General features: G+C 47.8%; 11 protein-coding genes. 4 read left to right on the forward strand and 7 right to left on the reverse strand.

Features of this window, described 5'->3' with window-relative positions:
• Nucleotides 1-155: 155 nt before the first annotated feature.
• Together NIA71_RS06640 and NIA71_RS06645 are read right to left on the reverse strand one after the other, a co-directional pair.
• On the reverse strand, nucleotides 156-929 hold the full coding sequence (locus NIA71_RS06640) for an SDR family NAD(P)-dependent oxidoreductase (RefSeq protein ID WP_148396273.1): 774 nt from the start codon (nucleotides 927-929) through the stop codon (nucleotides 156-158).
• Between the two features lie 27 nt (nucleotides 930-956).
• A complete protein-coding gene (locus NIA71_RS06645; protein WP_148396272.1) occupies nucleotides 957-2261 on the reverse strand; it encodes an MFS transporter in 1305 nt (434 codons plus the stop codon).
• Between the two features lie 419 nt (nucleotides 2262-2680).
• On the opposite strand from NIA71_RS06645, the gene hypB reads away from it, so the two are divergent.
• Genes hypB through NIA71_RS06660 form a run of 3 tightly spaced genes read left to right on the forward strand, consistent with a single transcriptional unit; the run spans nucleotide 2681 to nucleotide 6408 of the window.
• Nucleotides 2681-3352, forward strand: a complete 672-nt coding sequence (gene hypB, locus NIA71_RS06650; RefSeq protein WP_253019984.1) for a hydrogenase nickel incorporation protein HypB — start codon at nucleotides 2681-2683, stop codon at nucleotides 3350-3352.
• Nucleotides 3353-3383: 31 nt separating this feature from the next.
• On the forward strand, nucleotides 3384-6062 hold the full coding sequence (locus NIA71_RS06655) for an FAD-dependent oxidoreductase (RefSeq protein ID WP_253019985.1): 2679 nt from the start codon (nucleotides 3384-3386) through the stop codon (nucleotides 6060-6062).
• Between the two features lie 4 nt (nucleotides 6063-6066).
• On the forward strand, nucleotides 6067-6408 hold the full coding sequence (locus tag NIA71_RS06660; RefSeq protein ID WP_253019986.1) for a hydrogenase maturation nickel metallochaperone HypA: 342 nt from the start codon (nucleotides 6067-6069) through the stop codon (nucleotides 6406-6408).
• Nucleotides 6409-6450: 42 nt separating this feature from the next.
• Here NIA71_RS06660 and NIA71_RS06665 read toward each other — a convergent pair whose 3' ends face one another.
• Nucleotides 6451-7149: a FadR/GntR family transcriptional regulator gene (locus tag NIA71_RS06665; RefSeq protein ID WP_253019987.1), complete on the reverse strand. Its 699-nt coding sequence runs from the start codon at nucleotides 7147-7149 to the stop codon at nucleotides 6451-6453.
• Nucleotides 7150-7369: 220 nt separating this feature from the next.
• Here NIA71_RS06665 and NIA71_RS06670 point away from each other — a divergent pair, with 220 nt between their 5' ends.
• Complete coding sequence (locus tag NIA71_RS06670) at nucleotides 7370-8386, forward strand: MBL fold metallo-hydrolase (protein ID WP_253019988.1); 1017 nt, start codon at nucleotides 7370-7372, stop codon at nucleotides 8384-8386.
• 92 nt (nucleotides 8387-8478) lie between these two features.
• Here NIA71_RS06670 and NIA71_RS06675 read toward each other — a convergent pair whose 3' ends face one another.
• The 4 genes from NIA71_RS06675 to NIA71_RS06690 are packed head-to-tail and all read right to left on the reverse strand — an operon-like array spanning nucleotide 8479 to nucleotide 13458.
• Nucleotides 8479-9417: a YitT family protein gene (locus tag NIA71_RS06675; RefSeq protein ID WP_148396262.1), complete on the reverse strand. Its 939-nt coding sequence runs from the start codon at nucleotides 9415-9417 to the stop codon at nucleotides 8479-8481.
• A 27-nt stretch (nucleotides 9418-9444) separates the two neighbouring features.
• Nucleotides 9445-10674, reverse strand: a complete 1230-nt coding sequence (locus NIA71_RS06680; protein WP_148396261.1) for an OFA family MFS transporter — start codon at nucleotides 10672-10674, stop codon at nucleotides 9445-9447.
• Between the two features lie 36 nt (nucleotides 10675-10710).
• Nucleotides 10711-11493, reverse strand: a complete 783-nt coding sequence (locus NIA71_RS06685) for an N-acyl homoserine lactonase family protein (protein WP_253019989.1) — start codon at nucleotides 11491-11493, stop codon at nucleotides 10711-10713.
• Nucleotides 11494-11529: 36 nt separating this feature from the next.
• The gene (locus tag NIA71_RS06690) at nucleotides 11530-13458 is read right to left on the reverse strand and encodes an NAD(P)/FAD-dependent oxidoreductase (protein WP_253019990.1); all 1929 of its coding nucleotides are present in this window, start codon (nucleotides 13456-13458) and stop codon (nucleotides 11530-11532) included.
• Between the last annotated feature and the right edge of the window lie 60 nt (nucleotides 13459-13518).

Below are 13518 nucleotides of genomic sequence, written 5' to 3' on the forward strand. Positions count from 1 at the left end.
TTATAATAACAAATACCTATAATATATATTATACTATGTTTAACAGGTATATCTATTGCAACAGCTTTAAACCCGGCCGGTTACGGCTTAATTGCTCAGTGAAAAAGGCCATGAAATTGCGTATGCAGCTCCATGGCCTTTCAAGGGGTGGTATATTATAAGAATGCCGCGTTACAGACCTGCAGTACCTGGCCTTTTACACATCTTCCCATTTCACTGGCCAGATACAGGCATGCCCAAGCCTGATCGATGCATTCACATTCAGGCCCTGGGAAGTACATATACTTGTCGTTGTGGCCTTCCCAGGACTTTCCGCCCTCCTGCTTTCCTTCCAGATTGGCAAGGTGGGCCGGTGTGCGTGTGGCTCCCGGAGCCAGCGCATTGACTCTGATATTGGTATCGTTGAGCAGCATTGCCACATTCTTGGTCAGCGTGTTGAGGCCGCCTTTAGATGAAGTGTAGGCTGCGCCGCACATGGGACGTTCTCCGTTTACTGAGGATACGTTGATAATAACTCCGTCATTTTTGGGGCGGAAAATCTTCAGCGATTCCCGAATCCATTTCATCGGTCCTTCCAGATTCACCTTGAGGATAAACTCCATCCATTCATCTTCTGTTTCTTCGATGGATTTCTGTTCTCCGATCCCGGCATTGTTGAGTACAATATCCAGATCCCCGTAAGCATCAACCGCCGTCTTAATTACTCTCTTTATGTCTTCCGTATACTGGTTGTCAGCAACAACACCGATCACATCCTCATGCCCCATTTTCTTGATTTTTTCCACTTCTGCGTCCAGCTGTTCCTTGCCGCGGGCCGTAATTACCAGCTTGGCGCCTTCTTCCGCAAAGAGTTCTGCCATGGCACAGCCCATGCCGTAGCTTGCTCCTGTGATAATTGCCACTTTTCCGTCTAACATTCTCGCTTTCATAAAAATTCCCTCCACATTCTTATTGAATTATTTTACAGTTATTCTTTCCTCTGCGACTTCTTTATCCGTGTAAACGCTTCTGGTAGCCACGAAGAACAGCAGTGCAGTTACGATACTCAATGCGATAATCAGTATAAAGGCCGGCTTATAACTTCCTGTCACATCGAAGATTCTTGCAACGACTACCGTTGAAACGCCCACGCCGATATAACATCCGCCGCCGACAAGTCCCATCTTTTTTGCAAAGTCTTTCGTACCCAGTGCTTCTCTCGCCGATGCGCCCATTGGCAGCTGTACGGCGCCGTCGGCAAATCCCAGCATCGCTGCCGCCAGAAATACCACTGGAAGCGAAACAAAATCAGCCAGAAATAGCCCTGAAACGATAATCACCATGATGAAACAGACCAACTGAGAATACTTGCTTCCCAATTTGTCACAGACCGTACCCAGCACCAGGAAGGCCGCGATCTGGAATAACCAGCTGAATCCCATAATGAATCCGGCCTGCTCCGCGTAGCCGTGGGAAGCCGCGATCAGTGCGAAGTTTCCTAACAGACCGTAGTCGCATATACCTGCCAGGATATAGCAGATTGGCAGCAGCCAGGACCGGCCCTTTTTAACCGTAGCGCCAAAGGAGAGACCGGTTTCGATGGTTACTTCCTCTTCAGCGCCGGCATTCTCCCTGGCTTCCTCCATCAGTTCAGCCTCGCCTCTTGCCGGACACCCCGCATTCTCTTGATTCACGTAGAGAATATATACCAGGAAGGTAAAAACCAGGGAAATCACAGCGCTGATATAGAACGGAATCCGAAAGCCAATCATGACCATGACAATTCCCCATAGGGAGTTAAAAAATGCCCCTCCCAGAGGCCCAAAGCTCTGGGCGATGCCCGTGTATCTGGCTGTGTTCTTTTTGAACCAGCTGTTGATCATTACATTCAATGTGTTAATATTGATAAATGCCAGCCCGATGGCGAATATTGTCGCCGCAAACCACATGAACTGGATCGATTGTGACAAGCCGAACAAGGCAAATCCTGCCGTGCAAAACAGTCCACCGAATAAAATCATTTTGCGAGCACCAAACTTATCAATGCATAAACCGTAAATGGTCATGCTGATCGCAGCATTGACCCAGCTTAATATCGTAAAGATAATCATGAACTGCGCAGTCGAACAACCAAGATCCTCAACAACAAATACCGAATACGTTCCCAGTGCGTTCCAACCCATGCCCGTCCAGCTGATCATCAGCAGACAGGCGGCGACCATACCCTGCATAGATCGTTTCCTTGTCAGGGCGCTATCACCAACCACAACGTTTCTCTCCATTTTTTTCTCCTTCTATTTCTCCATAGACGGTACCAATGTTTCTTCTTGCTTTGAGCCGCGCAGCTTCTTTAATAATTATTATAATAGTCTGAACATTTTATGGAATCCCTATAAATCCCACACCCTACATCAAAATTTCTGATACCGGATGCTCCCTTTGCTGGCGTATAAAATAAAAAGTTCCTATTTTACATTTTGCACGCTGGCATAGACATCTGAGTTTCCTTCAGCAGTAAAAAATGATTCGTTGACAGGTACTGGTCATACCACGATCCACATTTCTTAAAAAAAGACAATTATGCCCTTTTCTTTCTCTATTTTTCAATGGCTCTCTCAATTTAATTGATTTATCTCTCGTCTCTGATTACAATAAGTTAAACTCTTGGTACATCCAAGTCGCTCAAAAAGGAGGAAATACATTGAAAAACATTCGAGTATTAGAAGTCAAGCAAAATGTGCTTGACGACAATAACAAACAAGCCGATGCGCTGCGCCGGTCTTTGAAATCCCAGCAGACTTTTCTTTTAAATCTGATGAGCAGTCCGGGAAGCGGTAAAACTACCACCCTGCTGCGCACGATTGAGCATTTAAAGAAAACATGGAAAATCGGCATCATGGAGGCGGATATCGATTCCGATGTGGATGCCCGCACCATTGCCCAGACCGGTGTCAGCACTATCCAGCTGCACACCGGAGGCATGTGTCATCTAGACGCAGCCATGACAAGGCAGGGATTAGAAGGTCTGGGAACGCCATCTCCTGACCTTGCTATTTTAGAGAATGTAGGCAATCTGGTTTGTCCCGCAGAGTTCGATACTGGCGCTGTAAAAAATGCCATGATTTTATCGGTTCCCGAGGGAGATGATAAACCTTTAAAGTATCCTTTGATGTTCTCTATCAGCGATGTGGTTCTGATTAATAAGATTGATTCGGCTGCCTGCTTTGATTTTGATCTCGCTGCCTGTCAAAAATATATAAAAGACCGAAATCCAAAAGCGCTCATCTTCCCCATCAGCGCCAAGACTGGTGAAGGAATCAATCAATGGATCAATTGGCTGGATGAGCAAATACGCCTTTGGAAGAAGTCATGATATTGTCACTGAATGAATTGGAGGAACAATTATGGGAAAACAAAAAGTATTGGAATTGGCAAACCACATTGGTTTAAAAAAGCCGGAAAGCAAAGACTCTTATACGTTTCAAGATCCGGAGTATAAAATACTGGAACCGGTCGTCACCGATGAAATGGCACAAGTTGGCATGGGATTGGCCTTTCGCCAAAAAAGAACCGCCGCACAGGTAGCGGAACTCGTCGGAATGCCTCTTGCAGAAACAACAAAACTTCTACTGGAACTGGCAGACGCCGGGGTAGCCTTTGTCAATTCGATCGATGGTGAAGACGTCTTTTGGTTTGATCTTTGGGTACCCGGGGTCATGGAAATGATGGCAAACAACCTGGAAAATGTAAAAAAATATCCTCAAATTGCACAAGCCTTTGAGGAATACAGTCGATTGCGGGGTGAAAGCACTATTGGCAATTTCCCTGTTGGTGTAGGAATGATGCGTGTAATTCCTATAGAAACTGCTATCTCCGGCGAATCCCGCCGCGCATCCTACGAAGAAATCAGCAAGTATCTGAACGAACACACGCTTTTCTCCGTATCAGACTGCGCCTGCAGGACCGTCCGCGAAGCTATGGGCGAAGGATGCGGGCATTTGAAAGAAGATATGTGTATACAGATGGGGCATGCCGCCGAATACTATATTCGCACCGGCAGAGGACGTGAAATTACCAGAGAGGAAGCTTTTGAAATCATAAAGCGCGCTGAAGAAAACGGATTGATGCATTCCATCCCCAACATGGATGGCAGCGGCAAAACCCACGCTATATGCAACTGCTGCGGGTGTTCCTGCCTTTCTCTGCGCCATGCGGAAATGTATCTGAATACGGATATGGTACGCTCCAACTATGTTTCGCAGATCGACAAGGAAAAATGTGTTGCCTGCGGGGAGTGTGTGATCCATTGCCCCGTCAATGCCCTTCAGTTGGGACAAAAACTGTGCAGTTCAATCCCTGTTGTGGAAAGTCTCCAGCGGGAAGAAACGCCGCGCGATAGTCTTTGGGGAAAGGAAAAATGGAATCCGGACTATCGCATTAATCGAAAGAACGTGGTCGATACCGGAACTTCCCCATGCAAAGCAGAGTGCCCCGCCCATATCAGCGTTCAGGGATATATCAAACTTGCAAGCCAGGGCAAGTACACAGAAGCCCTGGAACTGATCAAAAAGAACAATCCGTTCCCTGCTGTCTGCGGGCGAATCTGCCCTCACAACTGTGAAACTGAATGTACCCGTAATCATATCGATGAACCGCTTGCCATCGACGATATTAAAAAATTTATCGCCCAGCAGGATTTGGATAGCGATCGCCGTTACATACCCAGGATTCGCCACAATTATAACAAAAAAATTGCGGTTATCGGTTCCGGTCCCGCAGGTCTTTCATGTGCCTATTATCTGGCCATAGAAGGATACCAGGTGACAGTCTTTGAAAAAGAACAGCAGGTAGGTGGAATGCTGCGCCTTGGTATACCTGCCTTTCGCCTTGAAAAAGACGTGGTAGACGCCGAAATCGAAATTCTACGACGCCTGGGCGTTGTATTTAAAACCGGTATAGAAATTGGTCACGACCGCTCTATAGATGATTTGCGTAAAGATGGTTACTCCGCATTTTATCTGGCTGTTGGTGCTCAAAAAGGCCGTGCGCTGGGATTGGACGGCGAAGATGCATCCGGCATCATTTCCGGTGTAGATTTCCTCAAACAGACAAATTTGAATCGCGCTCCCGCTTTATCTGGAAAAGTAGCAGTCATCGGCGGCGGAAACGTTGCCATAGATGTGGCACGTACCGCAATACGTGCCGGAGCCAGCCAGGTGACCTTATACAGTCTGGAAAGCCGCGAAGAAATGCCTGCTTTAGATGAGGAAATTGAGGAAGCGCTGAAAGAAAATATTATCATCGAAAATGGATGGGGACCGGAATCTCTTACCGTCATGGATGGACAGATTCATGCTATTACTTTCAAAAAATGTCTTCGTGTCTTTGATAAAGAACGCCGCTTTTCTCCTGTCTTCAACCGGGAAAAAACAAGAACGGCTCCAGTTGATTTTGTTTTGCTTTCCATCGGCCAGTCTATCGACTGGGGCAACTTATTAGATGAAAGTGAGCTGCAATTGAGTGAAAAAAATACAGTCATAGCTGATGGATTTACTTATCAAACCGGGCAGCCTGATGTCTTCGCGGGCGGTGATTGTTTCACCGGTCCTCGTTTTGCAATTGATGCCATTGCTGCCGGAAAGGAGGCTGCCATTTCCATACATCGGTATGTTCAGCCCGGACAGAGCTTAGTCTATGGCCGCGACCGCCATGCATACCAGTCTCTGGAAAAAAATCATCTACAGCTTTCTGATTATGACAGTACCCCTCGCCAGCGCCCATACTCGCCAGCCGCCTCTTTGGATTTTTCAGATCCTCGCAGCGGATTGACCGAGGAACAGCTCAAAAAAGAAACAGAACGCTGTCTTAGCTGCGGAGCTACACTGGTAGACGAATTTCTCTGTGTTGGCTGCGGACAATGTACCACTCAATGTAAATTTGATGCCGCGTCTCTTGTGCGCCGTTATGATGGAGCTGGAGTTTCCTATGAAAATGCCGGATCTGTTATTATGAAAACTGCAAAGGAACGCCAAATGCGCATTGCAGAAAGAGAATCGCAGAAAAACGCCAAAGAAATCAGGTGATATTATGCACGAATTAAGTATCGTTATGGAGGTAGCCCGTACAGTATGCGAAACCGCAGAAAAAAACCAGGTGACCAAAGTCCGGAAAGTCATTCTTCAAATCGGAGAATTATCAGGCTGCGTACCACATTTCGTTCACGCTTGCTGGCCGGCAGCTTGTGACAATACTATATTGGAAGGTACTAAATTAGAGATTGAAACACTGCCTGCCAATGGCTGCTGCAGGTGCTGCTCAAAGGTTTTCTCCCTGACTGCTTTCAAGGGACGCTGCCCTGAATGCGGCAGCGCTCAATACGAAATGCTATGCGGGAAAGAATTTATTATTAAAGAAATCCTATGCAGCTAATTGTACTAATCATCAAATGACTGCCAATGCGAAAATCCTCAATCAAGGATTTTCGCATTCTTTTATCAGACCATCCAGATAGTAATCGATCCATTGATGGACTGCCCTCTTATCCCGCATTCTTACATATTCATAGAGACTGGCATAATTGTGGCATAATTCTTCCATACCATGCCTTTTGCAAAACCACTCCCAAAGCGCCATAGCAGGTCCTTTAAAGGAATAGTAGATTAAAAGCAGCATGCTGTTTCCTCCCGCATATGTCAATTCGTGCTGAAATTGAAATGCCAATTCCGCTGCCTGACGAGATGTTCTGGCGCGTTTCATCTCCCCTATAATGGTTCCCAGCTTTCCAAGTTCCTCTTCACTTGCGCAATCAATAGCAAGCTCACAAGCCAGGTGCTCCATTTCTTTGCGTACCTGTAACAGATCTCTGGCCTGTTTCTCAGCTAGTTGTCCACCATTATATTCCATAATCGCAATCAACGTATCCATATTGCCATAACGCCGGAAGTCTGCTACAAAAGTTCCCTGACGGGGACGTACCTCTACAAATCCACACCTTGCCAATTCATTGATTCCACTATTTACAACCGCTCTGCTCACCTGCATCTGCTGTGCCAGCTCCCTTTCCGCAGGCAACTTTTCTCCTACTGTCAGCTCACCTGATAAAATCGCTTCTGTCAGCTGCCGGACAAAGAGTTCTTTCATACTAGGGGCCGAAATCTTTGTAAACTTCATGTTCTACTTCCTTTTCCCGCACAAATACCATCGAAAAAACTGTAATAATCTCACAATCTGCCATGCTTCCATTATAGCTTATTATTACACGGGCGTTCAAGCCGCTTGCTATATAAAATCCTGAACTTGCTATCACATTCTTCGACTTCCCTCTCTTTTGCAAAAGCCGTATACTGTAAGAAATAAAGATTACTGCAAAATCAGTTAGGCAGGTATGAAAATGGAGATATTAAACAACCGTAAACAGGAAAACGAGCATATTACCGAGATATGCAAGGACATTTACCGAATTCAGATTCCACTAAATGGAAGTTCTCTGGGAACCATCAATTCTTACGTGATCAGAGGCGCTGACCGCAGCCTTCTCATCGATACGGGATATCGGGCCGAGCCGTGTATCGAAACGATCCGAAGCAGCCTGTCTCTGCTGGGGGTACGTCCGGAAAAAACGGATATCCTGCTGACCCACTTTCACAACGACCATTCGGGCGCGGCAACCGATTTGATCCATCCATGGAGAAAAATCTATGTTCCGGCGCAGGAATATCAATTTTTCGGTATTGGCGATGATCCGAAAGTTTATACGGAATCCAGGCGGCCTCGTTATCTTAAAGAAGGTCTCTCTGATGAAGAATTTGAAAAAATGATGTACATTACTCTGCCGGGATCCAAGGGACCGGACTTTTTTGCCGGGCAGTTTTCACCTGTCGATGATCGGCAGACTTTTGCCGCCGGGGAGTATACCCTGACTGCGATTCATACCCCCGGACACACTCCCGGGCACATGTGTTATTGGGACGAAGCCCACGGGCTGATGTTTACCGGCGACCATATCCTCTTTGATATTTCGCCCAACATTATTCCTTGGCCAGGGATCCCCAATATTCTGGGACTCTATTTATACAGTCTGCAAAAGCTCCAGAACTACCCGGCAGCCATTGCCCTGCCCGGGCATCGCCAGCCAGGGAGCTTATCCGCACGGATCGATGAGCAAATTAGACATCATAAGCAGCGGCTTAACGAATGTGAATCGCTGGTTAAGCTCTACCCTGACAAAACAGCCCTGGAGATCACCCGGCTTCTTTCCTGGAAGATTCGCAGACCAAGAGGAACCAGGGGTATTCCCCTTCCCCTGCTGCGCTACGCTTTTGGGGAATGTCTGTGCCACTTGGATTATCTGCGGTTTCAAAAAAAGATTGAACAGACATTCAGCGGCGGATTTTACAGGTACCGCTGATCGGACGGGGAAGCCTCGGTACGCACCACGAAAAAACGCCCGGCATATGTTCATACCAAGCGCTTCCCTTTTTTGCTATTTCAGCATCTTATTCAATCCTTCACAATATCGCTGAATCCTTTGCCCGTTCCTCCCCAAACGGTTTCCACCTTGGTCACCGTTACAAAAGCGTTGGCATCGATTTCCGCCAGCTTTTTCTTAATGAGGATACTTTCACGGGGCGAGCAGAGAAGGATCAGCTGACGCATATTTCTGTCGCTGTACTCCCCTCTTACCGCAGCGCTGGTAACACCTCTGTGCAGCTCTTTGATAATATACTCCGTGATTACGTTTCTCTGGGTAGTAAGAATGGTGAGTTCCACAATCTTGCTTTCCATTCCAAACAAAATGATTTCCGATGTCTTGGTGGCGATCACTTGGGTGATCAGCGCATAGAGCGCGATGTTCCGATCGTACACAAAAGCCGAAGCAATGATCACTATCGCATCCATGCAGAGCAGGATTTTGCTGGGACTGACTCCGGGGAACCGTTTCTTCCTGAGAATCTTTGCAATGGCGTCCATCCCCGCGGAAGCGTAACCCCGCCAGAATACAAGCCCGACAAAGGTTCCTACAAACACCCCGCAGAATACCGCTGCCAAAATGGTGTCATTGGACTCCAGCAGCTGGATATCTAAGTGTTCAAAGACCATCAGCACGGCCGGGTACATGACCGATAGCAGCAAAATCTTTCGCAGCTCCTTCCACCCCATAAATATCGCTACTAAAACCAGTACAAGAAATGAGGCTCCATAATATAGTATGGAAAAATCCACATCGACAAAATTTTGAATGATACGGATGATGCCGGTGATTCCGCCCGAGGTAAGTCCATTGGGAATCAGAACGCCCACCGTAGAAAATGCGCTGATGCAGCAGGCCGCCAGCAATATGACAAAATCCTTTAAAAAGGTGTTTATTTTTTTCTTTGTAAAGGTGTTCTCTTTCCAATATTTGATCTTCTCCCGAACCATCTTTCTTCTTCCTTTCATAATCTTGCACCTAACTGCGCTCCGCCTTCATGTGCGCTTCCTCTTGTAAATCCAAATCAATAACAGCCCTGTCAGCGTAAACAATGCGGCAACCAGGAAGGCATTGTTATACACGCCCTGCCTGGCATACATGGTCCGCATAATCATGGGCCCGACAAAACCTGCGATGGAATAGCCGATGCACATAATTCCATAATTGACGCTGTTGTTTTTACTGCCGAACCGGTCCGCAGTAAAAGCGGGAAAAGTTCCCATAATCGAGCCATAGCTGAGGCCGATCAAAGCAATAGCCCCATAAAAGGTAATCGTCATATTGGCATTGGAAACAAACAGCAGCAGCAAGCCCCCAAGGGATAAAATAAAACCAATGGTAAGGGTATGCACTCTCCCGATCCGATCCGAAAGAAAACCAGCGGCCACCCTTCCTCCTGTATTGAACAAGGATAAGAGGGATACACAGAGGGCCGCTGTGGAAACGGACAATCCGATCATCTGCTGCGCAACGCCGGAGGTCTGGGAAATGCACATCATGCCGCTCAGAGTGCCGCACATAAGGATCAGCATCATCACATAGAAAATCGGTGTTCTGATCATTTCCTGCCACGTAAATTCAGACGGGGTTTGGTTGGAGGCTGAGCCGCTTTGCGGACCCTCCCATCCGGCAGGCTCAAACCCTTGCGGACACTGATCAACCAGAAAGGCTCCGGCGCAGATAATCAAAAGAAACGCGATACCCAGTATATGAAAGGCATGCACCACGTCTATGGCGTTGATCAGTCCACTCGCTATGGGCGGAACTAAAATAGAGCTGATCCCATAGCTGGCGGTTGCGATTCCCCCGGCCAGTCCCCGCTTATCAGGAAAAAACTTGATGGAATTGCCGATGGTACAGGAGTAGACCAGCCCCATTCCCGCGCCGCATCCAATTCCGTAGCTTGCGATCAGAAAAGGCGTATCCGCAGCAAAGCCGGAAGCAAATGTCCCGCCGCCGAAGAGCAGGCCGCCAAAGAATATCAGCCATCTGGGCCCGAATTTATCGTTGAGCCTGCCGCCGATAATCATCACCAGGGGCGCCAGCGTGCTGGTCACCATAAAGACAATGGATAAACTGCCGTCGCTCAGATTCCGATGATAAGTCTCGTTGAGAAACTCCTCCATGGGAACCGAAAAAACGCTCCATGCATAGATCGACCCGATACAGAGATTAATCAGGCAATAAATTATTAAAATAAACCATCTTTTTTTCGTCAAATCCATAGCTATCTGTGCTCCATTTCTGATCGACAAATTTTGTTACTTATATGGGTAGCTGGCATGGGCCAGAACCTTCATATCATGACCTGGGAGGATTTCTACGAACTCCGTATTATCCAGTTTAGCGAAAGATGCCTCCACCTCAGCCAAATTCACATGAATGCCTCCCGGAATATGGTCATATAATTCGTTTCCGTACCAGTTTTCATAGAGATTGACCGTATCCCCGGCAATCAGATACTTTCCCTGTGTTGTATTGACACGAACGCACTGCGACCCGGGGCTGTGTCCAGGTGTGAGGATTACCTCAATACCCGGAATAATTTCAACATCCCCATCGACAATCACCAATTTGTTTCCGGCAGTTGCCCATATGGGAACCAGCCCGGCCTCCGGGGCTTCATACGTATAATAATGGACCTGCAGCGGATCGATGGCATAGCGGACTTCTTTTTTCTGCACATATACTTTTTTCCCTGGGAAACAGTCATTGTTCTGACAGTGGTCCCAATGGAGATGGGTGCAAATGATAAAATCGATATCCTCGGCTGTCAGCCCGTGGCGTTCGAGTACCGTCATCAGCTTTTGCTCCGGCGGCAGTTTGACTTTCACGTGGCCGTGATTTTTTTTGACCCGCTCTATATCCTTTGGTCCGGTATCGACAAGGATATTCAGGCCGTCTCCCTGTACGAGAAATGCCAGAAACGGTGAATTGACCTTCACTTCGTAGTCCGCCCGGTAGGTGTGCATGGATTTTTCGTATTCTGTCAGCTCTCCCAAATATAATGGTTTAATGGTATAAGTCGGTTTTTGTGTATTCATATCAGGCTCTCCCTTCACGCCTAAAAACAATTACATTTAAATTAACCGGGCCGCATGGAATCCTTCATGGACGGCCGTATAGATCTTACGGGGTGCCACCGCATCGCCGATCACCAGCAAATGATCCTCCAAAAGCTCTTTCAATTCTTCCTCCAGTTGATGGTTGGTGCGAAAACCAGCAGCGATAATTACGTTATCACAAGGAATCTTCTGTGAAACGCCGTCCGGGCCGCAAACCTCCACATAATCGTCTGTGATGCAGGTGGTCTTGGTCTTAACCAGTACATTGATATTGGAATCTGCAATCATTTTTCTCAGTTCCGCATCATTATTCTGGCAATGCTGGGCTACGGCCAGAATATCATCCAGCATTTCGACAATCGTCACCTGCCCGGCCTCTTCATTCAGATGAAGCGCCACCTCGCAGCCCACAAGGCCGCCGCCGATGACGACCAGTTTTTTGCCCAGATCTTCTCTGCCCAGCAGCACGTTCATGGCTTCCTTGACATGGTCTTTATCCGCGCCCGGTATGGGCGGAATAAACGGCGCAGCGCCGCTGGCCAGGATTACTTTATCGAAGTCACCTTCTTCTACTGTCTTGGCTGTAGCCGGGTAATTCAGCTTCACTTTAATCGGCAGCTTGTTTATCTGTCCGATCAAATAATCTTTATAGCGAATCACATCCTGTTTGAAGGAAGGCGCGCCGGCTGTTCTCAAATTTCCGCCCAGATCGCCGTCTTTTTCCCATAGTTCCACTCTAAAACCTCTGCGCACTGCGGTAATGGCAGCCTCCATGCCGCCGGGACCGCCGCCGATGACCAGCACCGAATCTTTTTCTTCCGCAGGCATGACCGGATAATCGGCTTCCCGCAGCGCCCTCGGATTGACCGCGCAGCTGTGATCTTTTCCCTGATGGCTGCCATACAGACATTCATTGCAGCCGATACATGGAACAATGTCGTCAAGCCGTTCTTCTTTAACTTTCTGCGCCCAATAGGGATCGGAAATCATTTGGTGAGCCTTGGCGACAAAATCCAGCTTTTCTTCCTTTATCACCCGCTCTGCAAGCGCAGCCCGATTAAGTTTTCCGTGGCCGATTACCGGGATATGAACTGCCGCTTTAACTGCTGCCCCATCCTCAAGCTGGAGCGCCTCTTTTCCGTAAACCGTGGGGATCTGCGTATACCAGCACTCATAGCAGCCTTTATCCACATGGAGAGCCTGTACGCCTGCTGCTTCCAGCATTTTGGCGATTTCGATCCCTTCGGGGAGCTGCCGGCCCCCTTCGCAGGCCTGATCTGCCGTAAACTTAACGATCAAGGGGAAATCTTTTCCGCACTGCTCCTGGATCTGCTCAATACATTCCAGAGTAAACCGCATCCGATTTTCCAGGCTGCCGCCGTATTCATCGGTTCTTTTGTTATAAAGGGTGGACATGAACTGATCCAGCAGATAGCCGCCATAAGCGTGGAGTTCCACTGCGTCGGCTCCCGCACGCTTTGCAAGGGATGCGGAAAAACCCGTCGCCCAGGCCAGATAGTTGATGTCCTCTTTTTCATAAGGCTTGCACTTCAAGTCCGGATAGTAATGGGAAGGAACCGCGCTGGCCGAATAAGGCGGTGTAAAAGGATCCTGATGAACCAGCCGCCCCAGCCCCGGTCCGATCTGAACGCAAAGCTTTGTTCCATAGTGGTGCACTTTTTCGCACAGCATCGCCAGCCGATTTACCTGATGATAATTATCCAGCACATGATGAGACCGCATTTCATATTTTGTGGAACAGGCCACTCTGCCGGTGATAATCATGCCGACGCCGCCTTTTGCCCGCTCTACAAAGTAATCGATGTCTCTTGTGCAAAAGCCGCCGTCCGGATCGCTCTTGGTCCCCATGGGCGCCATAATCACCCGGCTGGAAATGGCCAGATTTCCGATTTTACCTTCTTTAAAAAGATTTTTATGCTTCATGTTTTCCTCCAATCAATTTTCTTGAAACGTCTTAAAATTATCCGCGCCTGGCTGTTTTTA

The organism is Ihubacter massiliensis, assembly GCF_024125305.1.
Lineage (GTDB): Bacteria > Bacillota > Clostridia > Peptostreptococcales > Anaerovoracaceae > Hominibacterium > Hominibacterium faecale.

Excerpts from the sequence above, each read along its gene's own strand:
- NIA71_RS06670 (WP_253019988.1), top strand. The coding sequence starts at position 7,370 with ATGGAGATATTAAACAACCGTAAACAGGAAAACGAGCATATTACCGAG.
- NIA71_RS06660 (WP_253019986.1), top strand. The coding sequence starts at position 6,067 with ATGCACGAATTAAGTATCGTTATGGAGGTAGCCCGTACAGTATGCGAA.
- NIA71_RS06645 (WP_148396272.1), bottom strand. The coding sequence starts at position 2,261 with ATGGAGAGAAACGTTGTGGTTGGTGATAGCGCCCTGACAAGGAAACGA.
- NIA71_RS06675 (WP_148396262.1), bottom strand. The coding sequence starts at position 9,417 with ATGAAAGGAAGAAGAAAGATGGTTCGGGAGAAGATCAAATATTGGAAA.
- NIA71_RS06665 (WP_253019987.1), bottom strand. The coding sequence starts at position 7,149 with ATGAAGTTTACAAAGATTTCGGCCCCTAGTATGAAAGAACTCTTTGTC.
- NIA71_RS06655 (WP_253019985.1), top strand. The coding sequence starts at position 3,384 with ATGGGAAAACAAAAAGTATTGGAATTGGCAAACCACATTGGTTTAAAA.
- NIA71_RS06690 (WP_253019990.1), bottom strand. The coding sequence starts at position 13,458 with ATGAAGCATAAAAATCTTTTTAAAGAAGGTAAAATCGGAAATCTGGCC.
- NIA71_RS06680 (WP_148396261.1), bottom strand. The coding sequence starts at position 10,674 with ATGGATTTGACGAAAAAAAGATGGTTTATTTTAATAATTTATTGCCTG.
- NIA71_RS06685 (WP_253019989.1), bottom strand. The coding sequence starts at position 11,493 with ATGAATACACAAAAACCGACTTATACCATTAAACCATTATATTTGGGA.
- NIA71_RS06640 (WP_148396273.1), bottom strand. The coding sequence starts at position 929 with ATGAAAGCGAGAATGTTAGACGGAAAAGTGGCAATTATCACAGGAGCA.